The 25281-nt window shown below is 70.9% G+C and carries 24 protein-coding genes; 13 read left to right on the top strand and 11 right to left on the bottom strand.

The window, feature by feature from the left end; genetic code table 11:
• Positions 1 to 25 precede the first annotated feature (25 nt).
• Positions 26 to 253, top strand: coding sequence for a hypothetical protein (locus OG194_RS12080; RefSeq protein ID WP_327400876.1), 228 nt, complete (start codon positions 26 to 28; stop codon positions 251 to 253).
• Between the two features lie 72 nt (positions 254 to 325).
• On the opposite strand, the gene OG194_RS12075 is transcribed toward OG194_RS12080, so the two are convergent.
• The gene (locus OG194_RS12075) at positions 326 to 5431 is read right to left on the bottom strand and encodes an ATP-dependent helicase (protein WP_327400875.1); all 5106 of its coding nucleotides are present in this window, start codon (positions 5429 to 5431) and stop codon (positions 326 to 328) included.
• Positions 5432 to 5606: 175 nt separating this feature from the next.
• On the opposite strand from OG194_RS12075, the gene OG194_RS12070 reads away from it, so the two are divergent.
• From OG194_RS12070 to OG194_RS12060, 3 genes are read left to right on the top strand one after another with little or no spacing between them, the layout of a single operon-like run.
• On the top strand, positions 5607 to 6593 hold the full coding sequence (locus tag OG194_RS12070; RefSeq protein WP_327400874.1) for an AraC family transcriptional regulator: 987 nt from the start codon (positions 5607 to 5609) through the stop codon (positions 6591 to 6593).
• On the top strand, positions 6497 to 7264 hold the full coding sequence (locus OG194_RS12065) for an AzlC family ABC transporter permease (protein WP_327407041.1): 768 nt from the start codon (positions 6497 to 6499) through the stop codon (positions 7262 to 7264). Before OG194_RS12070 ends, OG194_RS12065 begins: the two co-directional genes overlap by 97 nt.
• Positions 7261 to 7569, top strand: a complete 309-nt coding sequence (locus OG194_RS12060; RefSeq protein ID WP_033286170.1) for an AzlD domain-containing protein — start codon at positions 7261 to 7263, stop codon at positions 7567 to 7569. The genes OG194_RS12065 and OG194_RS12060 overlap by 4 nt, the downstream gene beginning before the upstream one ends.
• Before the next feature lie 12 nt (positions 7570 to 7581).
• Here OG194_RS12060 and OG194_RS12055 read toward each other — a convergent pair whose 3' ends face one another.
• On the bottom strand, positions 7582 to 8526 hold the full coding sequence (locus OG194_RS12055) for a hypothetical protein (protein ID WP_327400873.1): 945 nt from the start codon (positions 8524 to 8526) through the stop codon (positions 7582 to 7584).
• Positions 8527 to 8605: 79 nt separating this feature from the next.
• On the opposite strand from OG194_RS12055, the gene OG194_RS12050 reads away from it, so the two are divergent.
• A complete protein-coding gene (locus OG194_RS12050; protein ID WP_327400872.1) occupies positions 8606 to 8800 on the top strand; it encodes a DUF3046 domain-containing protein in 195 nt (64 codons plus the stop codon).
• Between the two features lie 81 nt (positions 8801 to 8881).
• Positions 8882 to 10225 (top strand): AI-2E family transporter, encoded by a 1344-nt coding sequence (locus OG194_RS12045; protein WP_327400871.1) that lies wholly within the window; start codon positions 8882 to 8884, stop codon positions 10223 to 10225.
• A 34-nt stretch (positions 10226 to 10259) separates the two neighbouring features.
• Here OG194_RS12045 and OG194_RS12040 read toward each other — a convergent pair whose 3' ends face one another.
• Positions 10260 to 11018, bottom strand: coding sequence for a hypothetical protein (locus tag OG194_RS12040; RefSeq protein WP_327400870.1), 759 nt, complete (start codon positions 11016 to 11018; stop codon positions 10260 to 10262).
• Positions 11019 to 11197: 179 nt separating this feature from the next.
• On the opposite strand from OG194_RS12040, the gene OG194_RS12035 reads away from it, so the two are divergent.
• Complete coding sequence (locus tag OG194_RS12035; protein ID WP_327400869.1) at positions 11198 to 11809, top strand: dihydrofolate reductase family protein; 612 nt, start codon at positions 11198 to 11200, stop codon at positions 11807 to 11809.
• A 79-nt stretch (positions 11810 to 11888) separates the two neighbouring features.
• On the opposite strand, the gene OG194_RS12030 is transcribed toward OG194_RS12035, so the two are convergent.
• Positions 11889 to 12092, bottom strand: coding sequence for a hypothetical protein (locus OG194_RS12030; protein WP_327400868.1), 204 nt, complete (start codon positions 12090 to 12092; stop codon positions 11889 to 11891).
• A gap of 334 nt (positions 12093 to 12426) precedes the next feature.
• Here OG194_RS12030 and recA point away from each other — a divergent pair, with 334 nt between their 5' ends.
• The 4 genes from recA to OG194_RS12010 all read left to right on the top strand — a co-directional run bounded on the left by recA (position 12427) and on the right by OG194_RS12010 (position 16401).
• A complete protein-coding gene (gene recA, locus OG194_RS12025; RefSeq protein WP_327400867.1) occupies positions 12427 to 13560 on the top strand; it encodes a recombinase RecA in 1134 nt (377 codons plus the stop codon).
• A gap of 3 nt (positions 13561 to 13563) precedes the next feature.
• Positions 13564 to 14538 carry a recombination regulator RecX gene (gene recX, locus OG194_RS12020; RefSeq protein WP_327400866.1) on the top strand — a complete coding sequence of 325 codons (975 nt, stop codon included), beginning with the start codon at positions 13564 to 13566 and terminating at the stop codon, positions 14536 to 14538.
• A 182-nt stretch (positions 14539 to 14720) separates the two neighbouring features.
• Positions 14721 to 15140 carry an FtsX-like permease family protein gene (locus tag OG194_RS12015; RefSeq protein WP_442811534.1) on the top strand — a complete coding sequence of 140 codons (420 nt, stop codon included), beginning with the start codon at positions 14721 to 14723 and terminating at the stop codon, positions 15138 to 15140.
• Positions 15141 to 15471: 331 nt separating this feature from the next.
• Positions 15472 to 16401, top strand: coding sequence for a sugar ABC transporter substrate-binding protein (locus tag OG194_RS12010; protein ID WP_327400865.1), 930 nt, complete (start codon positions 15472 to 15474; stop codon positions 16399 to 16401).
• Positions 16402 to 16455: 54 nt separating this feature from the next.
• On the opposite strand, the gene OG194_RS12005 is transcribed toward OG194_RS12010, so the two are convergent.
• The 7 genes from OG194_RS12005 to OG194_RS11975 all read right to left on the bottom strand — a co-directional run bounded on the left by OG194_RS12005 (position 16456) and on the right by OG194_RS11975 (position 22844).
• Positions 16456 to 16857, bottom strand: coding sequence for a rhodanese-like domain-containing protein (locus tag OG194_RS12005; protein WP_327400864.1), 402 nt, complete (start codon positions 16855 to 16857; stop codon positions 16456 to 16458).
• Positions 16854 to 17393: a cysteine dioxygenase gene (locus tag OG194_RS12000; RefSeq protein WP_327400863.1), complete on the bottom strand. Its 540-nt coding sequence runs from the start codon at positions 17391 to 17393 to the stop codon at positions 16854 to 16856. The genes OG194_RS12005 and OG194_RS12000 overlap by 4 nt, the downstream gene beginning before the upstream one ends.
• 241 nt (positions 17394 to 17634) lie before the next feature.
• Complete coding sequence (locus OG194_RS11995; RefSeq protein ID WP_327400862.1) at positions 17635 to 19230, bottom strand: FAD-dependent monooxygenase; 1596 nt, start codon at positions 19228 to 19230, stop codon at positions 17635 to 17637.
• 175 nt (positions 19231 to 19405) lie between these two features.
• Complete coding sequence (locus tag OG194_RS11990; RefSeq protein ID WP_327400861.1) at positions 19406 to 20314, bottom strand: amino acid ABC transporter permease; 909 nt, start codon at positions 20312 to 20314, stop codon at positions 19406 to 19408.
• Positions 20311 to 20979 (bottom strand): amino acid ABC transporter permease, encoded by a 669-nt coding sequence (locus OG194_RS11985; protein ID WP_327400860.1) that lies wholly within the window; start codon positions 20977 to 20979, stop codon positions 20311 to 20313. Before OG194_RS11985 ends, OG194_RS11990 begins: the two co-directional genes overlap by 4 nt.
• A gap of 52 nt (positions 20980 to 21031) precedes the next feature.
• Entirely contained in the window at positions 21032 to 21874 is an 843-nt protein-coding gene (locus OG194_RS11980; RefSeq protein WP_327400859.1) for a glutamate ABC transporter substrate-binding protein, read from the bottom strand.
• Positions 21875 to 22067: 193 nt separating this feature from the next.
• Complete coding sequence (locus OG194_RS11975) at positions 22068 to 22844, bottom strand: amino acid ABC transporter ATP-binding protein (RefSeq protein ID WP_019060965.1); 777 nt, start codon at positions 22842 to 22844, stop codon at positions 22068 to 22070.
• 290 nt (positions 22845 to 23134) lie between these two features.
• Between OG194_RS11975 and OG194_RS11970 the strand changes: the two genes are divergently transcribed.
• Both OG194_RS11970 and OG194_RS11965 read left to right on the top strand, forming a co-directional pair.
• Positions 23135 to 23821 (top strand): response regulator transcription factor, encoded by a 687-nt coding sequence (locus OG194_RS11970; RefSeq protein WP_327400858.1) that lies wholly within the window; start codon positions 23135 to 23137, stop codon positions 23819 to 23821.
• Between the two features lie 9 nt (positions 23822 to 23830).
• Positions 23831 to 25243: a sensor histidine kinase gene (locus OG194_RS11965; protein ID WP_327400857.1), complete on the top strand. Its 1413-nt coding sequence runs from the start codon at positions 23831 to 23833 to the stop codon at positions 25241 to 25243.
• Positions 25244 to 25281: the final 38 nt, after the last annotated feature.

The raw sequence follows: 25281 nt of genomic DNA, 5'->3' as shown, positions 1-25281 counted from the left end.
GGCGTGGAGGGGGTTGGGGTGAGGGGTGACGTGGGGTGAGGGCGAGGCAAGGGGTGAGGGCGAGACTGGCGGAGCCGCTGCCTACGGCCTCGGCTTCGCCATCGGCCTGGATGTATTCCCCACCCGCACCGCCCGTGATGCTTTCGTCGTCGGGTGCGGGCGGCCCCTGTGGGGTGGAATCGCCGTCGGCGGCTGCGGCTGCGGCTGCGGCTGGGGCGGGCACGGCAGCGGCGATGGGTTCGGCTCGGGGTGAGCGGTGGTGCGGGGCAGGGGGGTTCGGGGTGAGGGCGGCCGGACCCTGGAAGGGCGTTGGTCCGGTTCATGTTCATGCGCGGAGGCGCAGGCCGCGTGGTGTTGCGATGAAGCCCGCTCCTTCCAGGAGGGTGCCGATGGGGGAGGTCAGGGCCGAGGCGCCGTTGACCCGTTCCACCGTGACCGTGCCGAGGGAACCGGCTCGGGCCGCTGCCGCGAGGGCCTCGGCGGCCGCCTGGAGGCGTGGGTCTTCGGTGGCCGTGGTGTCCGGTGTGGAAGGCCAGGCGAGCAGGGTCTTGCCGCCGCGCTCCATGTAGAGCGTCAGCTCGCCCTCGACCAGCACGACGAGAGAGCCCGCTTTACGCCCCGGCTTGTGCCCGGCGCCGGTCGGCGGCTCGGGCCAGGGGAGGGCGGCGCCGTATGCGTTCGCGGGGTCGGCTGCGGCCAGGACCACGGCTTGGGTGGCGAGGGAGGGGCGACGGGTGTGGTGGTTGGCGTAGGGGGAGCTGGTGTTGCCCTGGGGCGGCGGGGCGGGGAAGTCGCGGGGTGAGATGTAGTCGCCTGGGGCCGGGGGATGGGAGGCGGGGGCGCCCGGGGTCGGGAGGTGGCCGTCGGGTGTGGCCAGGCTGTCGAGGTCGTCGAAGTCGGTGAACGGGCCGAAGGCGTCGGCGAAGTCGTGGACTCCGGGGGAGTGTCGTGTGCCGTGTCGGCCGTGGTCGGCGGGGGAGGCGAACGGAGCCTGCTGGTTGTTGGTGTCCGGTGAGGCGTAGGGAGCCTGTCCGCCACCGTGGTCAGGCGAGTTGTAGGTGGCGCTCGGGGTTCCGGACGGGTCGGCGGAACCGTTGCCAGGGGCGGCTGTCGGTGAGTTGGAGCCGGTGACGGCGCCGAAGCCGTAGGGGTCGTTGGCCGTCGGGTCCGGAGTGGGCAGGTCGTCGCCCCGGTCGCGGGCGTTGGCTACCGCGCGAAGGCGGTCCACCGCGCCGTCCATCGCGAACTGGGCGGCGCCGAGGCCCTCCACGACGTAGCCGCGCCGTGCCTGACCGCTGTCCTCGAAGGCGGAGAGGACCCGGTACGTCGCCGAGAAGCCGCCTTCGACGCCCTCCGCGGCGACCGCTCCCCTGGTCACCACGCCGTGCCGGTCGAGCAGGGTGCGGGCCAGGGCGTGGGCGCGCACGGTGGGGTCCGGTTCGTGGGCGGGGAGCAGGGACCACCGGCCCGCGACGGTCGGCGGACCGGTGCGGGAGGCGGGGCGTGCGGCGGCGGTGAGGGAACCGTAACGCCCGCGCGGGACCGTGCGCTTGGCGCGGTGGGCCGTGGAACCTGCCGTACGGCCGGAGCCGAGCAGGGAGCGCATGGGGGCGAGCGTGTCGTTCGTGAGCCGTCCGGACCAGGCCAGGTCCCATACGGCGTCGGCGAGTTGGGGGTCGGTGACGTCGGGGTGGGTGGTCGCGCGGATCTGGTCGGTGATCTGGCGGAAGAAGAGGCCGTAGCCGCCGGAGAGGGTGTCCAGGACCGACTGGTGCAGTGCCGTGAGTTCGAGGGGGTGTGGTGGCGGGAGGAGCAGGGGGGCCGCGTCCGCCAGGTACAGGGAGACCCAGCCGTCCTTGCCGGGGAGGGAGCCCGCGCCGGCCCACACCAGCTCGCCGGCGGAGGTGAGTTCGTCGAGCATCGCGGGTGCGTAGTTCGCCACGCGGGACGGCAGGACGAGCTTCTCCAGGGCGGACGCGGGCACGGAGGCGCCCTGCAACTGCTCGACGGCGCGCACCAGTCCGTCGATGCCGCGCAGGCCGTGGCCCTTGCCGATGTGCTGCCACTGGGGGAGGAACTGCGCGAGTGCGGCCGGTGACACCGGCTCCAACTCGTGCCGCAGCGCGGCCAGGGAGCGGCGGCGCAGGCGGCGCAGCACCGTCGTGTCGCACCACTCCTGGCCGATGCCGGCCGGGTGGAACTCCCCTTGTACGACACGGCCGTTGGCTGACAGTCGCTGCAACGCGCCGTCGGTGACGGCCACACCCAGGCCGAAGCGGGCCGCCGCTGTGGCCGAGGTGAACGGGCCGTGGGTGCGGGAGTGGCGCGCGAGGAGGTCGCCGAGCGGGTCCTTGACCGGTTCGGTGAACGCCTCCGGGACGCCGACCGGCAGCGCCGTGCCGAGCGCGTCGCGCAGGCGGCCCGCGTCCTCGATCGCCGCCCAGTGGTCGGCACCGGCGATACGGACCCGGATCGCGCGGCGGGCCGCGGCCAGCTCCTGGGCCCACAGTGGCTCCGCGCCCCGCTCGGCCAACTCGGCGTCGGTGAGCGGGCCGAGCATCCGCAACAGGTCGGCGACACCCTCGACGTCCTTGATGCGGCGGTCCTCGGTGAGCCACTGGAGTTCGCGCTCCAGCTCGGTCAGCACCTCGGCGTCGAGGAGTTCGCGCAGCTCCGCCTGGCCGAGCAGCTCGGCCAACAGGTGGGAGTCCAGGGACAGGGCGGCGGCGCGGCGCTCGGCGAGCGGTGAGTCTCCCTCGTAGAGGAACTGGGCGACGTACCCGAAGAGGAGGGAGCGGGCGAAGGGGGACGGCTCGGGGGTGGTGACCTCGACGAGGCGCACCTTGCGGGACTCCAGGTCGCCCATCAGCTCGGTGAGGCCGGGGACGTCGAAGACGTCCTGGAGGCATTCGCGGACCGCCTCCAGGACGATCGGGAACGAGCCGAACTCGCTTGCCACCTGGAGCAGTTGGGCGGCGCGCTGGCGCTGCTGCCACAGAGGGGTGCGTTTGCCGGGGTTGCGGCGCGGCAGCAGCAGCGCGCGGGCGGCGCACTCGCGGAAGCGGGCCGCGAACAGGGCCGAGCCGCCGACCTGGTCGGTGACGATCTGATTGACCTCGCCCTTGTCGAAGGCGACGTCCGCAGCGCCTACGGGGGCCTGGTCGGCGTCGTACTCCGTGCCGGCCTTCACGGGTTCCTGGTCGAGCAGGTCCAGGCCCATCAGGTCGGCGTCGGGCAGCCTCAGGACGATGCCGTCGTCGGCGTGCATCACCTGGGCGTCCATGCCGTAGCGCTCGGAGAGGCGGGCGCCGAGGGCGAGGGCCCAGGGGGCGTGGACCTGGGCGCCGAAGGGGGAGTGGATGACCACACGCCAGTCGCCGAGTTCGTCCCGGAAGCGCTCCACGACGATCGTGCGGTCGTCCGGGATGTGGCCGCAGGCCTCGCGCTGTTCGGCCAGGTACGACAGGACGTTCTCAGCGGCCCAGGCGTCGAGGCCCGCGGCGAGGAGGCGCAGGCGGGCGTCCTCCTTGGGCTGTGAGCCGACCTCGCGCAGGAACGCGCCCACCGCGCGGCCCAGTTCGAGCGGGCGGCCCAGCTGGTCGCCCTTCCAGAAGGGCAGTCGGCCGGGGACGCCCGGCGCGGGGGAGACCAGGACGCGGTCGCGGGTGATGTCCTCGATCCGCCAGGAGGAGGTGCCGAGCGTGAAGACGTCGCCCACCCGGGACTCGTAGACCATCTCCTCGTCCAGCTCGCCGACCCGGCCGCCGCCCTTCTTGGGGTCGGCGCCGGCCAGGAAGACGCCGAAGAGACCGCGGTCGGGGATTGTGCCCCCGGAGGTGACGGCGAGGCGCTGCGCTCCGGGGCGGCCGGTGATCGTGCCGGCGATGCGGTCCCACACCACGCGCGGGCGCAGCTCCGCGAACGCGTCGGACGGGTAGCGGCCCGCGAGCATGTCGAGCACGGCCGTGAACGCCGACTCCGGGAGCGAGGCGAAGGGTGCGGCTCGGCGGACCGTGGCGAGCAGGTCGTCGACCTGCCAGGTGTCCAGCGCCGTCATCGCGACGAGCTGCTGGGCGAGGACGTCCAGGGGGTTGGCGGGGATCTTCAGGGACTCGATGGAGCCGGTGCGCATCCGCTCGGTGACCACGGCGGCCTGGACGAGGTCGCCCCGGTACTTCGGGAAGACCACACCCGTGGAGACCGCGCCGACCTGGTGTCCCGCGCGGCCGACGCGCTGGAGGCCGGAGGCCACGGAGGGCGGGGACTCCACCTGGATGACGAGATCGACGGCACCCATGTCGATGCCCAGCTCCAGACTGGACGTGGCCACCACGGCGGGCAGGCGGCCCGCCTTGAGGTCCTCCTCGACCTGGGCGCGCTGCTCCTTGGAGACCGAGCCGTGGTGGGCGCGCGCGATGACCGGGGGTGCGCCCTGGGCGGCACCCGAGCCGCCCATCAGCTCGGCCGGTGCGTGGTGCTCGTCCAGGGGCTCGCCGGTCGCGCGCTCGTAGGCGATCTCGTTGAGCCGGTTGCACAACCGCTCCGCGAGGCGACGGGAGTTGGCGAACACGATCGTTGAACGATGCGACTGGACGAGGTCGGCGATGCGCTCCTCGACATGCGGCCAGATCGAGGGCTTCTCCGCGCCCTCCTTTCCGTCGGCCACCGGGGAGCCGCCCAACTCGCCCAGATCCTCGACCGGTACGACCACGGAGAGGTCGAACTCCTTGCCGGACTTCGGCTGGACGATCTCCACCTTGCGGCGCGGGGAGAGATAGCGGGCGACCTCGTCGACCGGGCGGACGGTCGCCGAGAGGCCGATACGGCGGGCAGGCCTCGGCAGCAACTCGTCCAGCCGCTCCAGGGACAGGGCGAGATGCGCGCCCCGCTTGGTGCCGGCGACCGCGTGCACCTCGTCCAGGATCACCGTCTCGATGCCGGTCAGCGCGTCGCGCGTGGCCGACGTCAGCATCAGGAACAGGGACTCCGGGGTGGTGATCAGGATGTCCGGCGGGCGGGTGGACAGGGCGCGGCGCTCGGCGGGCGGGGTGTCGCCGGAGCGGATGCCGACCTTGACCTCGGGCTCGGGCAGGCCAAGGCGGACGGATTCCTGGCGGATGCCGGTGAGCGGGGAGCGGAGGTTGCGCTCCACGTCGACCGCGAGGGCCTTCAGCGGAGACACGTACAGGACGCGGCAGCGCTTCTTCGGGTCGGCGGGCGGGGGTGTCGCGGCGAGCTGGTCCAGGGCGGCGAGGAAGGCGGCCAGGGTCTTGCCGGAGCCGGTCGGGGCGACCACCAGCACGTCCGAGCCCTCGCCGATGGCCTGCCACGCGCCGGCCTGGGCCGCGGTGGGCGCGGAGAAGGCCCCCGTGAACCAGCCGCGGGTCGCGGGGGAGAAGCCGTCGAGGGCTCGATGTGCGGAGCTGACCATGCGTCCATCCTGCACCCGACCACTGACAACGCGTCTGACCTGCGGGGATTCCGCGACGGTGACTCGCGGAATCGGTTCGGTCCCGGTCGGCCGCTGTGGCCAGGATCGTTTCGGCGGCTTCCGGTCGCCGTGGGCGGGACCGCTTCGTTCCGCCGCCGTGGCGGAGAATGGCCGTATGGCGGGTTCGGGTGAGTTGGCGCGGCACTGGCAGTACACGGAACTGCCCGGCGTCGACCTGCTGCGGGCCCGGTACATCCGCAAGACGTTCGTACGGCACACACACGAGAACTTCGTCATCGCCGCCATCGCGGACGGCGTCGAGGTGTTCCACCACGGTGGGGGCGACGTGTCCGCCGGGGCGGGGGCGCTCGCACTGGTCAATCCGGACACTCCGCACACCGGCCGGGCGGGCGTGCCCGAGGGCTGGCGGTACGGGGCGGTCTATCCGTCGCCCGAGGTGGTGGCCGCGATAGCCGCCGAGACCACCTCGATCCGTGGCACTCCCGGTTTCATCAGGCCCGTGCTCGACGACCCCTACACCGTCGGGCTCGTCCACCAGATCCTGCGCGCGGCCGACGAGGGCAACGCGCTCGCCGCCGACACCCTGCTGCGGGTCGCCGTCACCAGACTGCTCCGACTGAACGGCGGACCGCTGCCGCAGCGCGCCGTGCCCACGGCCGGTGGCCGGGTCGCCGCACGCGCGCGTGCCGTGCTGGAGGAACGGATGGCGGAACCGCCCACCCTGGAGCGGCTCGCCGGGGATCTGGGGACCAGCCCCTTCGCGCTGCTGCGCGCGTTCCGCGGCACCTACGGAATGCCGCCCCACGCCTGGCTGACCGACGCCCGGGTGCGGGAGGCACGCCGCCTCCTGGACGCGGGCACCGCGCCCGCCGAGGCCGCCGTCGCCGTCGGGTTCACGGACCAGCCGCACCTCAACCGGCACTTCGCCCGGATCGTGGGCGTACCCCCGGGCGCGTACCAGCGGGAGCGCAAGAACGTACAAGACGCCGGACACCGGCTGCTCGTACCGTCCGACACGTGGCAGAACAGATCGCTTCAGAAGACATACGCGCCGGAGCGGGAGGAGAACCGGACTCCAACGCAGGGGACAAGCCGGACTCCGCCGTCGTACGGGACGCCCTCGGAGTCGGGGTCGCCGTAGGGCTGTCCGGGTTCGCCTTCGGGGTGACCTCGGCCGGTGGCGGGCTCACCCTGCTGCAGACCTGTGCCCTCAGCCTCCTGGTGTTCACCGGCGCCTCCCAGTTCGCGCTCGTGGGAGCGCTCGCGGCCGGTGGCAATCCGCTCACCGCGGCGGCGGGAGCCTTCTTCCTGGGCGTGCGCAACACCTTCTACGGGCTACGGCTCTCGCAGTTGCTGGCACTCCCGCGCGCGGTGCGGCCGTTCGCCGCCCAGTGGATCATCGACGAGACGGCGGCCGTCACCCTCGCGCAGCCCACGCGGCGTGCCGCACGGATCGGCTTCACCGTCACCGGGCTCACCCTGTACCTGCTGTGGAACCTCACCACGCTGCTCGGCGCCCTGGGCGCCAAGGCCATCGGGGACACGGACGCCTGGGGTCTCGACGCGGCCGGGCCCGCCGTCTTCCTGGCGCTGCTCGCCCCCATGCTCACGACCACCACCGAGCGTGCCGTCGCCGCACTCGCGGTCCTCCTGGGACTGGGCCTGCTGCCCGTGCTGCCGGCCGGTGTGCCGGTCCTGGCGGCGGCTCTCGCGGCGCCGATCGCCCTCTACGTAGAGGGCCGTCGGCAGGGCGGGGCGCGTAACGACCCACCAGAAGAAGGCAGTTACGACGCACAGGAGGAAGACCGTTGACCGTCTGGATCGCGATCGCGGCGACCGCCCTCGGCTGCTACGTCGTCAAGCTCGCCGGGCTCCTGGTGCCCGCGGGCGCCCTTGAACGGCCGCTGGTGCGGCGGCTCGCCGCTCTGCTGCCGGTCGCCCTGCTCGCCGCGCTCACAGCCCAGCAGACCTTCGCCGACGGGCACGCGCTCGTGCTCGACGCCCGGGCCGCGGGGCTCGCGGCCGCCGCCGTGGCGCTGGTGCTGCGGGCACCGTTCCTGCTCGTCGTCGCGGCGGCCGTGCTGGTGACGGCAGGTGTACGGGCCATCGGCGGCTGAGGCGACCCGAGGTCAGCCCACGGAGCGGCCGTACGCCTTCAGGGTGCGCAGCGCCTGGATCGTCACCATGGGGCGTGCCTCCAGGGAGATGCCCGGCGCCCACTGTCGCCAGCGGATCGGCCAGCCGCCGTCCGTCTGCTGATCGCCTGCCAGGTGGTCGAGGGAGCGGGCCATCTCGTCGTCCGTGAACCACGCGCGCGCGAGGGAACTCGGGGTCTTCGCGTAGTCGTACGGGAAGTGGTGCTCGCCCGGCGCGTACCCGGGGGCGACCGGGTAGGCCTCCAGACGCTCCGGGTCCAGGGCGGCGAGCCGGTGCTCGCGCACCAGGCGGCCGAGGCGGTCGGCGGCGGCCTCCGCGCGCGGGCGGTCGGGTGCCGAGTCCAGGAAGGCGACGGCGGCCTCGATCTCGTAGGGGTGCGACTTCTCCAGGGAGTCGACGGCCTGCCAGCAGAAGTCGGTGGCCCGGAACAGCCAGGCGTGCCACACCTCGTTGCGGTGCAGCAGGCCCACCACCGGCCCGGTGGCGAGGAGTTCGCTGGGCGGGTCGTCCACGATCGGCACGAAAGGGGCCGTCGGGTAGCCGCGCTGGCCGGGAAGGATCGACGGCAGGGCGCCGTCGGCCGTGGAGACCGAGGTCAGATAGCGGCACACGCGTTCCACCCGCTGCCCGCCGCAGCGCCCGACGGCGTCCAGGACGCGCAGCGCGTGCCCGGTGTGCAGCGGCTGGCTGACCGGGCCGCGCAGATCGGGTTCCAGGGCGTGCCCGTAGCCGCCGTCCTCGTTGCGGTAGGCGTCCAGCGCGGTCTCCACCGGATCGGGTTCGCCGTTGAGGAAGTGGTACGCGAAGAGGCGCTGTTCCAGCACGCGCGCGGTGAGCCACACGAAGTGCTCGGCGCGGAAGAGCGGGGAGTGCGCCGGGGGCGTCGGGGGGAGTGGGGAAGCTCCTGTTTCGGCCATGCGTCAGACCGTAGGACGGAAAGCGGTCTCCGCAAGGGGTCCCGACCTGGTCCCACTCTCAGGGCGGGATACTGGTGTCATGCGGTTGACGGTCTTCTGGCAGCGGATGACGGAGCACTTCGGCGCGGGATACGCCGAGAGCTTCGCGCGCGATCACGTGATGACGGAACTCGGCGGGCGGACGGTGGACGAGGCGCTGGACGCGGGCTGGGAGGCCAAGGACGTGTGGCGCGTGGTCTGCGACGTCATGAACGTTCCGAGCCAAAGCCGCTGATCTTCCGCGGGAAAGTCGCTGATCGGTCACGAAGATCGACGGCGGTGACCGGTTGTCAGTGGCGTAGGCGAGACTTGCACCGTGGCAGTCACTGACGAGACCGGGCACGACGCCCAGCAGGAATCCCCGATCGGTACGCCGCCGTCCCGGCCCCCGGCCGACGGCGCCGCGCCGGGCCCGGGCATGCCGCGCTGGCTGCCCCGCGCCATGGTGCTGGCGCTCGCCCTCGTCGCCGTGTTCCAGCTGGGCAGTTGGGCCTTCCACCAGCTCATCGGGCTGCTGATCAACATCCTCATCGCGTTCTTCCTGGCCCTCGCCATCGAGCCCGCGGTGAGCAGGCTGGCCGCTTACGGCATGCGCCGGGGGCTGGCCACCTTCCTGGTCTTCCTCGGCCTGCTGATCGTGAGCGCCGGGTTCGTCACCCTCCTCGGGTCGATGCTCGCCGGTCAGATCATCAAGATGATCGAGGACTTCCCGGACTACCTCGACTCCGTCATCAACTGGGTCAACACGCACTTCCACACCGACCTCAGACGGGTCGACATCCAGGAGGGGCTGCTCCACTCCGACTGGCTGCGCAAGTACGTGCAGAACAGCGCGACCGGCGTGCTGGACGTGTCCACCCAGGTGCTCGGGGGTCTCTTCCAGCTGCTGACGATCGGTCTGTTCTCGTTCTACTTCGCCGCCGACGGGCCGCGACTGCGGCGCGCGCTGTGCTCCGTGCTGCCGCCCGCCCGGCAGGCCGAGGTACTGCGCGCGTGGGAGATCGCCGTTGACAAGACGGGCGGCTACATATACTCCCGCGGTCTGATGGCGCTGGTCTCCGGAGTGGCGCACTACATCCTGTTGCAGGCGCTGGGCATCCCGTACGCGCCCGTGCTCGCCGTCTGGGTGGGCCTGGTCTCCCAGTTCATCCCGACCATCGGCACGTATCTGGCGGGCGCCCTGCCCATGCTGATCGCCTTCACCGTGGACCCCTGGTACGCGCTGTGGGTGCTGATCTTCGTCGTGGTCTACCAGCAGTTCGAGAACTACATGCTCCAGCCCAAGCTGACCGCGAAGACCGTCGACATCCACCCCGCGGTCGCCTTCGGCTCGGTCATCGCGGGCACCGCGCTCCTGGGTGCCGTGGGCGCGCTGATCTCCATCCCGGCCGTCGCCACGCTCCAGGCGTTCCTCGGGGCGTACGTCAAGCGGTACGCCGTCACAGACGATCCCCGGGTCCACGGACACCGGACCACCCGAGACTCCAGCGGGCCCGGCCTGGTGACGCGCGCGCGACGGCTGTGGGAGGGGCGGACGAGGGCGACGGAGTCCACAGTGGCCGACTCCGGGTCGATCAACTCCGACTCCGGGCCGACGGCTTCCGAGCCGACCGACTCCGAACCGAAGAGCCCCGGGGAGGGCTCCTCCGGCTCCTCCTGAGGGATGATCCGGCGAGAACACCAGGGCGTCGCGGTCAGTGCGTGAGCACCGCCCACACCCCGGCCCAGGCCACGGCGACCACGTAGCATCCGACCGCGACGGTCACGGTCCGCCGCCGTACCGCCTCACTCCAGGTCGTGCGGGACAGCAGCCAGGCCAGGGCAGGCAACACCAGGACGGCGTGCAGGCTCACCCCGTGCAGCGGCTTGAGCGGGGCCGTCGAGTGGTACGCCGCTTCTTGGTGACCGGTCCGGGCGAGGACCACCCCGCGCGCGATCATCGCGGCGCCCGAGGCCAGCGCCACGAGCAGGATCGCGAACCCGGAACGCACCGCGAGCGCCATCCCCGTAGGCCCTGTCGGGCGGTGCCGGAAGGACGCCACTGCGAACACGGTGAGCAGCACCACGAGGACACCGCCGCCCACTGCGAGCGTCATGGACACCGCCGTGTCGAAGGGCGTCTCCATGTCGAGGTGCGACGGCACCCGGCGCCACGCCTGGAGGGTGATGCCGCCGACCTCCACGACACAGTCGGCGGCGAACACGACGAGCAGCACGGTGCGCAGCCGGGCCCCGACACGCAGGTACGACGTGACCCAGGTGACCGCGATCAGCGTCGCCCCGAAGGAGAGCCCGAACGTGACGGGCTTGCGCCAGGAGACGGGCCCGTACCAGGGGCCGCCGACGGCCGCGAACACCCCCAGGTGCACCAGCCCGGAGAGGATCAACAGGGCACCGGTCACCTGGCAGAGACGCTCGGCGGGGCGTACGTCGGTCTTCAGGGTCCGAGTCATGGCCCGAGCCTCGCGGGAACGCGCCGCGCAGTCGTCGTACGCCCGAAGACACCCGCCGTACGACGGAGGAAGTAGTGCTCCCAGGTGTGCGGCGATGAGTTTCGGGGGCGCGCCGGGTCCAAGGAGGTGAGAGCCGCCCGGAATCCGCGGAACGGTGACCCCCGAAGCGAGGATCGATCATGTCCACCGCAAAGGCCCCGCAGAGTGTCGAGACCACGCCCGCCCAGCAGTTGGCGGACACCGAACCGCAGATCGCCGCGGGCAAGGTGCTGTGGCACTTCACGATGTCGCTGGACGGGTTCGTGGCGGGGCCGGACCACGCGATGGACTGGATGACGGGGTTCTCGTTCCGGGCCGGCCTCGTCGAGGAGTACGCGGCGACGACCGGTGCCGTACTGGGCGGCCGGGACGGCTTCGATGCCTTCCCCGATGCCGGCAGCGTCTACGGGGGCGCGTGGCAGGGGCCGGTGTTCGTCCTCACACATCACCCCGCCGACGCGCCGCCCGCCCCCGGGGTGACCTTCCTGGACTGCGATGTGGCCGACGCCGTCCGTATCGGGCTGGAGGCCGCCGGGGGCAAGAACCTCGAAGTGCTCTCGCCCACGATCGGCCGACAACTCCTGGAGCGTGGACTGATCGACGAGATCGACCTGCACATCGTGCCGGTGCTGCTCGGCGACGGCATCCGGCTCTACGACAACCCCGGCGGCGCCCCGGTCCGGCTCGGGCTCCTGAACGGTGATGACCACGCGGCCGCGGTGAACGTGCGCTGTCGGCCGGTCGGGACGTGATCGTCCGGTGGCATCAAGGTACGAGGGCGTGCCGGGAAGGCCGACGGCCCGGCGGCGCGCGTGACGCTCGCGGAGGTTCCTACTGGTAGCAGCCACCGCTGCACAGGATGGTGACGGTGCCCGTCTCGCCGACCGAGGTGATCGCCGTGCCCTGCGCCGGTGCGGGGTGGTGCACACGGCTGGTCTCCCACGGCATGGGCGCGGCCGACGCCGCCGGACTCATGATGCCGACGGTCGCCGTGACCAGCACGGCCGCGATCCCCGCGCGCTTCCACATCTTCATCGAACTCTCCCTGCGTCGGTTGCCGTTGGCTGCCGCCAGTCAACGGGCCCGACCCCCGGCACGGGAAGGATTTCCATGTCATTCGAAGCGTTGCCACGGCATGAGGCGCCACGGACATCGATGACGCGAGTGCCGCGTGGTGCGCTTGACACGAAAATCGAACATCCATTCTCATGGAAGCTCCGGCGAGGCCATGACGGGCATTTCGACAGGCTTTTGATGGTGAAGTGTCCGAGTTATCCACAGGCTGGGCGGGCGTCGGGGCGCATTGTCAGTGGCAGGCGTTAGCGTCTTTGACGTGAAGCGATCGACTCAAGCAAACCGGGTGGAACCCATGGTAGGAACCGACCGCGAGAAGGCGTTGGACGCCGCACTCGCACAGATTGAACGGCAATTCGGCAAGGGCGCGGTGATGCGCCTGGGCGAGCGGCCGAACGAGCCCATCGAGGTCATCCCCACCGGGTCGACCGCACTGGACGTCGCCCTCGGTGTCGGCGGCCTGCCGCGCGGCCGAGTGGTGGAGGTCTACGGCCCGGAGTCCTCCGGAAAGACGACCCTGACCCTGCACGCGGTGGCGAACGCCCAGCGGGCCGGCGGCCAGGTCGCGTTCGTGGACGCGGAGCACGCCCTCGACCCCGAGTACGCGAAGAAGCTCGGCGTCGACATCGACAACCTGATCCTGTCCCAGCCGGACAACGGCGAGCAGGCCCTGGAGATCGTGGACATGCTGGTCCGCTCCGGCGCCCTCGACCTCATCGTCATCGACTCCGTCGCGGCGCTCGTCCCGCGCGCGGAGATCGAGGGCGAGATGGGAGACAGCCACGTCGGTCTCCAGGCCCGCCTGATGAGCCAGGCGCTCCGCAAGATCACAGGTGCGCTCCACCAGTCCGGGACCACCGCGATCTTCATCAACCAGCTCCGCGAGAAGATCGGCGTGATGTTCGGCTCCCCGGAGACCACGACCGGTGGCCGCGCGCTGAAGTTCTACGCCTCGGTGCGACTCGACATCCGGCGTATCGAAACCCTCAAGGACGGCACCGACGCGGTCGGCAACCGCACCCGCGTCAAGGTCGTCAAGAACAAGGTCGCGCCGCCCTTCAAGCAGGCCGAGTTCGACATCCTCTACGGCCACGGCATCAGTCGCGAGGGCGGCCTGATCGACATGGGCGTGGAGAACGGCTTCGTCCGCAAGGCCGGCGCCTGGTACACGTACGAAGGCGACCAGCTCGGCCAGGGCAAGGAGAACGCGCGCAACTTCCTCAAGGACAACCCCGACCTGGCCAACGAGATCGAGAAGAAGATCCTGGAGAAGCTGGGCGTGGGCGTCCGTCCGGAGAAGGACAAGCCCGCTGCCGAGCCGGTCGCGGACGCGGCGGTCCCCTCCGCCACGGACGACGCCGCCAAGGCGGTGCCCGCTCCGGCCGCGGCCAAGACCACCAAGGCCAAGGCCACGGCAGCCAAGAGCTGACCCGTGACACGACGAACGGACTGGGCCGAGTACGCGTATCCCGACGCCCCGCAGGGGCGCGGGAGAGGCGGCGACGGCCTGGCCTATGGTGCGGACAGCACGCCAAAGGAGCCGTACGGCATGGACGGGCCGTACGGCGACGAGCCGGGCGGCGGTTTCGCGGGGGAGCCCGGTCCGCCTTTCGGCGGCCCGGAGCCCGGCGATGGTCCGGCGGGCACCGGTCGGGTTTTCAGGAGCTCGGCGCCCGGCGGCAGTTCGCCCGGCGACGGGTCCTCCGATGACGACGCATCCGGCAGCGGCTCGCGCCGCAGCCGCGGAGTTCGGGGCGAGGGCGGCTCGCGAGGGTCTACGGCGCGTGGTGACGGCGCACGCGGTAGACGCGGGCGCCGTGGCAGTAGCCGCGGCTTCGGCGAGTCATCCGGAGGGGACGGAGGCGACTTCTCCTCGTCGAGGGCAGAGAAGAAGGAGGAGCCGCCGGCGGACCCGGCCGAGCGGGCGCGGGGCATCTGCCTGCGCCTGCTCACCGGGAACCCGCGCACCCGCAAGCAACTCGCGGACGCCCTGCGCAAGCGGGAGATCCCGGACGAGGTGGCGGACGAGGTGCTGTCGCGGTTCGAGGAGGTCGGGCTGATCAACGACGGTGCGTTCGCGGACGCCTGGGTGGAGTCTCGGCACCACGGCCGGGGCTTGGCCCGGCGCGCGCTCGCCCAGGAGTTGCGTACCAAGGGCGTCGACTCGACGCTGATCGACGAGGCCGTCTCCCAGCTCGACTCCGAGCAGGAGGAGGCGACGGCCCGTGAACTGGTCGACCGCAAACTGCGGTCCACCCGGGGCCTCGACCGGGACAAGAGGCTGCGCCGCCTCGCGGGCATGCTGGCCCGCAAGGGCTACTCCCAGGGCATGGCCCTCAGGGTGGTCCGGCAGGCGCTGGAAGAAGAGGGCGAGGACACGGAGTTCCTCGGGGACGAGGGGTACTGATCCGGCACCGATCCGGTTCTGACCTCCCGGTGGTGCGAACGTCCTGAACACGGTGGACGCGCGGGGGCGCCGACCGCGTTCAGGCAAGCACCGGCCCGGTGCCCGAGGTAGGGCCAACCCCCGGTCGAAGACGCCGGATTGCCCCAGTGCACAGACACTTGTGCACAAACGACTGTGTACGCATGGCACAGGAACCCGGCACACCCGGCGCGGGGGTGTCCACAGGGCAGCGGCAGCAGGCGAATGCCGAGCTCAACTATCTGGGCATGGGCCTCGTCCTGGCGTTCATGGCCATCGCGGTGATCAACACGCTTGCCATGTCGGTCGCGGAACGTGTCCGGGAGTTCGCGCTGCTCTGCCTCACTGGGGCGACTCGCCGGCAGGTGCTGCGGATGCTGCGCACCGAGGCGCTGTTGGTGTTGCTGCTCGCCAAGGCGCTCGGCAGCGGTATCGCTCTCGCCGTCCTGACCGCGTTCAGCGTCGGTATGACCGGCCGGGCGGCACCGTCGGTCACTCCCTCGTGTACCTCACGGTGGTCGCGGTGGCCGGGACGCGTGACTCTCCGGGGCCGGGCAGTCTCGGTGGCGACCGCACGGGAGTGAACGCAGGAAGCAGCCACCCGTCCCGAAAGCGAGCGACCGCAACCGTCAGCCGTCCCTCCCACCGGCCACGCGGACACGTGCCCCACCGAAGGGCACGCGTTCCGCAGACTTAGCGTGCGTTACGCAGAGGGTGCGCACGTTTGCCGCGGGAGTAGCTTCTGCTGCCGAACCTCGGCCCTCCACGCTTGCCGAACCTCGGCCGTCTCCGCCCGCTGAGCCGCAGTCAGGCCTGCCCGAGTGCCTCCGGCCGTTTCGCCGACCGGTCCTCGTACGCCCTGAAAGGCGGCCCGCCTTGTCCTTGTCCCTGCCCGCTCGCCACCGAAGAACGCCGGTGGCCCTCCTGGTCGGTACCGGTCTCTTACTGAGTGGCTGCGGACTGGAGTCCAGTGCCGCGCCCGCCCACGACGGGCCCACCACCCTCGGGTTCGTCAACGGCGGCAGTACCGAGTTCCACACCTGTCTGCAGGAGTCGATCGAGAACACGGCCAAGAGTAACTTCGCGAAGCTCGTCACCGTCAACTCGCATCAGGACGCCGCGCGGGAGCTGGCCAACATCCAGGACATGATCGCGCGCCATGTCGACGCGATCATCCTGCAGACGGTCAACACCACCGCCCTCAAGAGCGACATCGCCAAGGCCAAGAGCGCGCACATCCCGATCTTCCTGACCTCGGTCAGCGCCGATCCGTCCGACATCCTCGGGGCGGTCGTCGTCGACCTGAAGGCGGTGGGCAAGCTGGACGCCGGCTGGATCGAGGACGACGCCGCGGGGCGCGACGTGCAGGTCGGTGTCATCGCGGGCGCCCCCGGAGCCGCCTCCGACCTGCTCGTCGGCGGATTCACCAAGGGGCTGCCGGCGAACGTGAGAGTGGTCGCGAACCAGCCCGCCATGTTCGTCGCCGCCAAAGCGAAGATCGTCGCCGCGGGCATGATCAAAGCGCATCCTGATCTGGACTACGCCTTCGTCGCCAACGAGGAGATGGCGTTCGCCGCCCGCAAGGCCTTCGACGCGGCCGGCGGCAAGGAGGTCAAGATCGTGACGGTCAACGGAACCGACGAGGCCCTCGCCGCCCTCAAGGACGGCCGTTTCGCCGCCACCGTCTCCAACTCGGCCAAGGACACCGGCGAACTGGCCGTCACCAACACCATCAGCCTTCTCCGTAAGGAGAAGGTGGAGAAGATCGCCACCACACCGGCCCGCCTGATCACCAGGACCAACGCGGACACCGCCCCGCTCTACTGCCCCTCCGACGGGTCGTGAGCGGGTCGGCGCGTCACGTCGTAGATGTGGTGTGTCACGTCGTGGACAGTGTGTCTACGACGTGACAGGCAGCCGCGCCGCCTTCCAGGCCTGGAAGCCGCCGACGAGGTCCGTCGCGCGGTGCAGGCCCAGTCGGTGCAGGGACGCGGCGGCCAGGGTGGACGCGTAACCCTCGTTGCAGATCACCACGACGCGCAGGTCGTGGTCGGTGGCTTCGGGGGCGCGATGGCTGCCCCGGGGGTCGAGACGCCACTCCAGTTCGTTGCGCTCGACGACCAGGGCGCCGGGGATGAGGCCGTCGCGGTCGCGCAGGGCCGCGTAGCGGATGTCGACCAGGAGGGCCTTGTTGCCGCGGGCCGCTTCGTACGCCGCCCGCGCCTCGATCCGCTCGTAGGTCGCGCGCGTCCGCTTCAGCAACTCGTCTATGCCGAGCGGCTGTTCGTGCGCGGCACTCACTGCCAGTCCTCCGGGCGCTCCACCTGCTCCAGGCGCAGTACCGGGCCCGTGCGGCTGTAGCGGCGGATCTGCGGCAGCGGCGGGTAGTAGGCGTGGACGGAGATCGCGTGCTCTTCGGAGGACTCGTTGAGCACCTCGTGGACGTGGTGCTGGCCGAAGGCGCGGCCCTTGCCGGTCGGCAGCCGCCGTTCGCGGTCCACGCCCTCCTCCAGTTCGAGGGTCTTCCAGCCGTTGCTCGGGAGCCGGGCGGCGAGCGAGTTCTCCTTGAGTTCGCCGGCGGCGGTGAGGAAGGCGCCGACCGACTCGGCGTGGTCGTGCCAGCCCGTGCCGCTGCCGGGCGGCCAGCCGATCAGCCACGCCTCGCTGCCGCCGGGACCTTCGAGCCGCACCCAGGTGCGGCCCTCGGGGTCGAGGGGGAGCGAGGCGATCAGCTCGGCGTCGACGGCCGTACGCCGGACGAAGTCGAGCAGGTCCGCCTGCGTCGGGGCCTGGGAGGGCGCGGCGGGGGACACGGAGGCAGAAGGGGAGACAGACACGTGCACCGTCCTGATGAGTGTTCGCGAAGGTGCGCGCAGGCATCACGACAGTGGCGCGCGCGGGTGAGAGAGATGCGAATTCAGCAGGCGACGTGACACACACAGCCCACGTAGCGGACGAGGTCCAGGTGGACCTTCCGCCAGAGGTGGACAGAGGTGTCGGTCATGGTCCGGAGTACAGCACGGCGGTGCGGGCCGGTCAACTCAGCGTCACTATGTGGACAGTTCGGATACGTCGGCCTCAGCGCGAGCCGGCCGTGGCCTCCGTCCTCGTCGGGCCGCCCAGGGTCGCCTCGGCCGCCGCGTACAGGTCGGCCGGACGCACCCCGCTCAGCGCCGTGACCAGGTGACCGTCGGGCCGTACGAGAAGGACGGTGTGGGCGGCGGCGCCCGGGTAGCTCTCGGCGACCAGCAGCTCGGCCGGGTGCGGCAGCGCCGTCACGGCGGCCGCGAGGCGGGGCATGATTCCGGCCGTCACCCAGTGCTTGCGCTCCCACACGCCCGTGCCCGGCGCGACCAGGACGACCAGCAGGGAGCCGCGCCCTAGGCGGTCCCGCAGCCGTACGAAGGCGCCGTCCTCGGCGGTGACCAGGACATCGGCGACCGGCGCGCCGGGCGGGGTGTCCACGGGCACCTCCGCCTCGATGTGCCGGGGCGCGAGCGGCGAGTCGGCGTACGCCCCCGGCGCACCGAGCGCGCCGTGCCCCAGGTGACCCTCCGTGAGCAGCACGTCGTGGCCGCGGGCCGAGCCCGGCACGACCGCGCGCAGTCCGGCGCCGCCGCGCACCAGCGGCAGCGCCTGGTCGGCGGCGCGCAGCCGGGCCGCGACGACCGCCCGCCGCTCCGCCTGATAACTGTCGAGCAGCGGCTCGTACGGCCCGTGGTGCCAGGCCAGGGCCAGTTTCCAGGCGAGGTTGTCGGCGTCCCGCAGCCCCTCGTCCAGCCCCTGTGTCCCGAGCGCCCCCAACAGATGTGCGGCGTCCCCGGCGAGGAACACCCGTCCCGCCCGCCACCGTCGCGCGAGCCGGTGGTGCACGGTGTGCACGCCGGTGTCGAGCAGTTCGTACGGCGGTGTCGGGCCCTCGGTCCAGCCCGCGAGCGTCTCCCGGATGCGGGCCAGCAGCAGCTCGGGGGTGACCAGGTCCTTGCCCGGCGGCAGCAGCCAGTCCAGGCGCCACACGCCGTCCGGGAGGGGGCGTCCGGTGACCTCCCCGGCCGAGGGTCCGGACGTCCGCCACGGAGGCGCCCGATGCAACAACGCCTGGTCGGGCCACGGAAGTTCCGTGCGCAGCGCGGCCACGGCGTGTCGCTCCACCGCCGTACGGCCGGGGAAGCGGATGTCCAGGAGTTTGCGCACGGTCGAGCGCGGGCCGTCGCAGCCGACCAGGTAACTGCCGCGCCACCAGGTGCCCTTGGGGCCGCGGGTGTGGGCGGTGACGCCCGTGGGCTCCTGTTCGAGCGAGTCGAGACGGTTGTCCACGGCGATCTTCACCAGCCGCTCGCCCGCGAGGGCCTGGCGGAGGGCGCCCGTGAGGACGTGCTGCGCGATGTGCAGCGGGGCGGGCTCGGTCTCGTCGAACGTGATCTCGCGCATCACCTGCTTGCGCCGCATCGACCGCCATCCGGCCCAGCGCGTCCCGAGCTCGGCGAGCGGCACGCCGGTCAGTCGCTCCAGGAGCGCTGCGGTGTCCTCCCTCAGGACGACGGTGCGCGCGGGGCGAGGTTCGTCCTTGCCCGGGCCCTCGTCGAGGAGGACGGAGGGCACCTCCTGCCGCGCCAGTGCCAGGGCGAGCGTGAGCCCCACGGGCCCCGCCCCGACGATGATCACCGGGTCCACGGTGCGGCGCCCCCTGCCCGTGACGGTGTCCTCAGGGACGCATGTGAGCAGGAAGTTGGAGCAGGGTGCACGATCACAGAACGTATGCAACCCATTGCCGGTGCTTGCGTCAAGTGACGGAGGCAGTGGCGATCATGCCACTGCCTCCGTGTCGTTCATGCCACTTGACCGATCATCAGATCGAGCCGCCGGCGCCGGCTCCGAAACTGCCCTGCACCTGCGCGGGGTTGAGCCCGGTGGCGTCTTCGAGGGCGACTGTCGCGCCCGTGCTCTTCTTGCTGCGCCGCAGCCTGCGCTCCAGCCAGCTCGCGAAGGTGGTGAGGGCGAGGTTCAGCACGATGTAGATGATTCCTACGACGATGAAACTCGCCACCACGTTGGCGTAGTTGGCCGCCAGGGTGCTGCGCGCGTTGAGCAGTTCGGTGAAGCCCAGCATCACACCGCCCAGCGCGGTGTCCTTCACGATGACCACGAGCTGGCTGACGATGGCCGGCAGCATGACGGTGACGGACTGCGGGAGCAGGATGCTCGTCATCGTCTGGCCCTTGCGCAGACCGATCGCGTGCGCGGCCTCCGTCTGCCCCTTGGGGAGGGACAGAATGCCCGCCCTGACGATCTCGGCGAGCACCGAGGCGTTGTAGAGCACCAGGCCGGTGACGACGGCGTACAGGGGCCGTTCCTCGCTGCCGATGCCCGTGGAGCGGACGTAGAACTCGTTCGCGAACAGCATCAGCAGCAGGACCGGGATCGACCGGAAGAACTCGACCACCACGCCGGCCGGGACGCGCACCCACCGGTGGTCGGACATCCGGGCGATACCGAAGAACGCGCCCAGGGGGAGGGCGATCACCATGGCGAGGCCGGCGGCCTTCAGGGTGTCGCCGAGGCCCGGCAGCAGATACGTCGTCCAGGCGTCCGACGTGGTGAACGGCTGCCACAGGGCCCACTTCAGCTGGCCCTTGTCGTCCATCGTCTGCCAGACCCACCACAAGAAGAGGGCCAGCAGGACGAAGAACACGACAGAGAGGAGCACGTTGCGCCGCTTGGCGCGGGGGCCGGGCGCGTCGTAGAGGACGGAGGTCATCGCTTCACCGCCAGTCGCTTGCCCAGCCAGCCGAGGAGGAGGCCGGTGGGCAGGGTCAGTACCACGAAGCCGAATGCGAAGACCGCGCCGATGGCGACCGTCTGGGCCTCGTTCTCGATCATCGTCTTCATCAGGGCGGCCGCCTCGGCCACCCCGATCGCGGCCGCCACGGTGGTGTTCTTGGTCAGCGCGATCAGCACGTTGGCCAGCGGAGTGATGACCGCGCGGAACGCCTGCGGAAGGATGATGATCCGCAGCACCTGACTGAAGCTCAGCCCGATGGCGCGGGCCGCCTCCGCCTGTCCGACGGGCACGGTGTTGATGCCGGAGCGCACCGCCTCGCAGACGAAGGCCGCGTGGTACCCCACGAGACCCAGCAGTGCCAGCCGGAAACCCTGCACCTTGAAGTCGTCGGACGCGCCCATGGTCATGCCGAAGATGTCGGCGAGGCCGAGCGAGGTGAAGACGATGATGACCGTCAGGGGGATGTTCCGGACGGTGTTGACGTAGAAGGTGGCGAAACCACGCATCAGGGGGACCGGGCTGACCCGCATGCCGGCCAGCAGTGTGCCCCAGACCAGGGAGCCGAGGGCGGAGAGGGCGGTGAGTTTCACCGTCATCCAGAACGCCCCGAGGACGTCATAACCTTGAAGAAAGTCGAACACTGTCTCCCGCGCTTCCGGGTATGGGGCCTGCCTTACCGGGGTTTTCTCGGGCTTACTTGACGATGTTGCCGATCTTCGGGGCGGGCTCGTTCTTGTAGTCGGCCGGGCCGAAGTTCTTGGTGACCGCGGTCTTCCAGGCGCCGCTGCTGACCATCTTCTCCAGCGCGGTGTTGATCTTGGTGACGGTCGCGGAGTCGCCCTTCTTGACGCCGATTCCGTAGTTCTCGTTGCTGAGCTTCAGGCCGGCGAGCTTGAACTGGCCCTTGAACTTGTCCTGCGCGGCGAAGCCCGCGAGGATCGAGTCGTCGGTGGTCACCGCGTCGACGGCACCGCTCTGGAGGGCCGCGATGCACTCCGAGTAGCCCGAGTTCTCACGGAGGTTGGCCTTCGGGGCGATCGTGTCGTGGATGTTCTGCGCCGAGGTCGAGCCGGTCACGGAACACAGGTTCTTGCCGTTGAGGTCCGTGGCCTTCGCGATCGTCGAGTCCTTCTTGACGAGCAGGTCCTGGTGGGCCAGCAGGTAGGGCCCGGCGAAGTCGACCTTCTTCTTGCGCTCGTCGTTGATCGAGTACGTGGCCGCGATGAACTTGACGTCGCCGCGGGCCAGCGCGTTCTCACGGTCGGCGCTCTTGGTCTCGACCCACTCGATCTGGGCGGGCTTGTAGCCGAGCTGCCCGGCCACATAGGTCGCCACGTCCACGTCGAAGCCGGCGTAGGTCCCGTCCGGCTGCTTCAGGCCGAGGCCCGGCTGGTCGAATTTGATACCGATCTTGATCTTGCTGCCGCCGCCCGAGCCCGAACCGGAGTCGTCCTTGTCGCTGCTCCCGCACGCCGTCGCGGCGAGCGAGAGGACGAGAGCGGTGGTCGCGAACACGGTGACCTTGCGGAGCTTCATGGTGAACATCCTTCGGCTGGAGAGGAGATGAGGGCCCGTCAGGGCGCGTGACGGTGGCCCTGAGGGTGTGCGGGACCCTCAGCGGCAGTCGGCGGCCGCCCGTCGTCGGCGGGCCGCCAGTGGCTGGCTGTAGCGGTTCGTCAGCGTTCGTGGCTGATCGTCGGTGGGTGTCGGCGCTGATCGCCGGCGGTCGTCAGTGGTGAAGGATCTTCGACAGGAAGTCCTTGGCCCGATCGCTGCGCGGGTTGCTGAAGAACTGGTCCGGCACGGCCTCTTCGACGATGCGGCCGTCCGCCATGAACACCACTCGGTTGGCGGCCGAGCGGGCGAAGCCCATCTCATGGGTGACGACGATCATCGTCATCCCGTCCCGGGCGAGCTGCTGCATGACCTCCAGCACCTCGTTGATCATCTCCGGGTCGAGGGCCGAGGTCGGCTCGTCGAAGAGCATCACCTTGGGGTCCATGGCCAGCGCCCGCGCGATGGCGACGCGCTGCTGCTGACCGCCGGACAGCTGGGCCGGGTACTTGTCCGCCTGCGTGGCCACGCCGACCCGGTCGAGCAACGCCCGGGCCTTCTCCTCGGCCTGCTTGCGGTCGGCCTTGCGGACCTTGATCTGACCCAGCATCACGTTTTCGAGCACGGTCTTGTGCGCGAAGAGGTTGAAGGACTGGAAGACCATCCCGACGTCCGCTCGCAATCGGGCCAGCTCCCTGCCCTCCTGGGGCAGCGGCTTGCCGTCGATCGTGATCGAACCCGAATCGGTCGTCTCCAGGCGGTTGATGGTGCGGCACAGAGTGGACTTCCCGGACCCGGAGGGCCCGATCACCACGACGACTTCGCCGCGGGCGATCGTCAGATCGATGTCCTGGAGTACGTGCAACGCGCCGAAGTGCTTGTTGACGCTCTTCAGGACGACGAGTTCGCCGGTCGCGGCCACATCTTCCTTGGCCACCGATACTTCGGTCATCGCTTGCTGGCTCCGTCCTCGTCGGTTGCGGAGGACAGTAGTGAGGCCTTACGACCAGCGTCATCACATCTGAGCGAGATCTGAGCATCACGATCGGATAGCAATAGGACACGTGTCGTAGCACTTTGTCGCCGGGATCCGTACCGGCTGGATAACGGAAGGCCGCACGCAACCGGAACCCACTTGACGGCGTCTTCGTCCATCAGCGTGACTGCCTGGGTGCACGCGCGCGTGAGACGTGCTTTTGTACAGGCCGACACCATACGAACGATGAACCGGAGGGGGCCGGGATGAGACTGCTCCTCGTCGAGGACGACAACCATGTCGCCGCCGCTCTGTCCGCGGTCCTGGCGCGGCACGGATTCGACGTCACGCACGCTCGCAGTGGCGAGGAGGCCCTCCAGGCACTCGTCCCCGAGAGCGACGGCTTCGGTGTCGTCCTCCTCGACCTCGGCCTGCCCGACCAGGACGGCTACGAGGTCTGCGGCAAGATCCGCAAGCGCACCAGCACCCCGGTGATCATGGTCACCGCCCGCTCCGACGTACGCTCCCGCATCCACGGCCTCAACCTCGGAGCCGACGACTACGTAGTGAAGCCGTACGACACCGGGGAACTGCTCGCCCGCATCCACGCCGTCAGCCGGCGCAGCGTCCACGAGGACGCCGGCGGGAGCGGAGACACCGCGCTGCGGCTCGGCCCGGTGCGCATCGAACTGCCCACCCGTCAGGTCACCGTGGACGGTTCGGTCGTCCAACTGACCCGCAAGGAGTTCGACCTGCTGGCACTGCTGGCACAACGCCCCGGAGTGGTGTTCCGGCGGGAGCAGATCATCAGCGAGGTGTGGCGCACCAGCTGGGAGGGCACGGGACGCACCCTGGAGGTGCATGTCGCGTCCCTGCGCGCCAAGTTGCGGATGCCCGCGCTGATCGAGACCGTACGGGGCGTCGGCTACCGGCTCGTCGCCCCGGCCACGTAGCGGGCCCGGGTGCGCACACGTCTTCTCCCGCTGCTCATCGTCCTGATGGCGGCCGTGCTGCTGGCGCTCGGTGTCCCGCTCGCCATCAGCACGGCCGCGGCCCAGCAGCAGAAGGTGATCGTCGACCGTATCGACGACACCGCGCGGTTCGCGGCCCTCGCCCAGTTCGTCACCGACGCGCCCACGGGATCACGCCCCGCCAACACGGTTCCGGACGAGCGCCAGGAGACCCTCGGCCGCGAACTCGCCAGCTACTACGAGGTCTACGGCATCCGCGCGGGCGTCTTCTACCGCACCGACATCTCCATGGCGAACGCGCCCGACGACTTCCTGCTGCCCAAGACGGGCGAGGTGCGCGACGCGTTCGCCGAGGCGCTTCTCAGCCGCCGCAGCCACGACCCGGAACAGGTCTGGCCCTGGCAGCGCAACCGCCTGGTCGTCGCCTCGCCGGTCATCCGGGACGGCGACGTGATCGCCGTCGTGGTCACCGACTCGCCCACCGGGCCGATGCGTTCACGGACCCTGCGCGGCTGGCTGACGATCGGCGCCGGCGAGATCGCCGCGATGCTGCTCGCCGTAGGCGCGGCCCTCCGGCTGACCGGCTGGGTCCTGCGACCCGTACGGGTCCTCGACGCCACCACCCACGACATCGCCACCGGGCGCCTCAAATCCCGGGTCGCGGCCGCCGGCGGGCCGCCGGAACTCCAGCGCCTGGCCCGCTCGTTCAACGAGATGGCGGACAACGTCGAGGACGTGCTGGAGCAGCAGCGCGCCTTCGTCGCCGACGCCTCGCACCAGTTGCGCAACCCGCTCTCGGCGCTGCTGCTGCGCATCGAACTGCTCGCACTCGAACTGCCGGAGGACAACGACGAGATCGCCTCGGTCCGTACCGAGGGCAAACGCCTGACCCAGGTCCTGGACGACCTGCTCGACCTGGCCCTGGCCGAGCACGCGGACGCCGACCTCAGGATCACCGACATCGGCGCGCTGACCGCCGAGCGCGTCGCGGCCTGGGCACCGACCGCCGAGGCCAAGGGCGTGCGCCTGGTGGGCAGTTGCCCGCCCACCACGGCCTGGGCCGACCCGGTCACGCTGTCCAGCGCGCTGGACGCGGTGATCGACAACGCGGTGAAGTTCACGCCCGAGGACGAGTCCGTCGAGGTGACGGTCGCGTCGAACGGCGAGACCACGACCGTCGTCGTCACGGACCACGGCCCGGGCCTCACCGAGGACGAACTCGCCCGCGTCGGCGACCGCTTCTGGCGCAGCGGCCGCCACCAGAACATCAACGGCTCCGGCCTCGGCCTGTCCATCTCCCAGGTCCTGCTGGCCGCGGGCGGCGGCTCCCTCACGTACGACCACCACGAGCCGCACGGCCTCAAGGTGACCGTGTCGGTGCCCAGGAGCGGGCCCACGGCCTGAACGGGCGGCTCAGAGGCCGGTGTTGAGGTTCCCGGGCC

This window comes from Streptomyces sp. NBC_01288, from assembly GCF_035982055.1.
Taxonomy (GTDB): domain Bacteria; phylum Actinomycetota; class Actinomycetes; order Streptomycetales; family Streptomycetaceae; genus Streptomyces.
The sequence above is the reverse complement of the archived record's forward strand: the minus strand, read 5'-3'. Positions and strand labels throughout refer to the sequence as shown.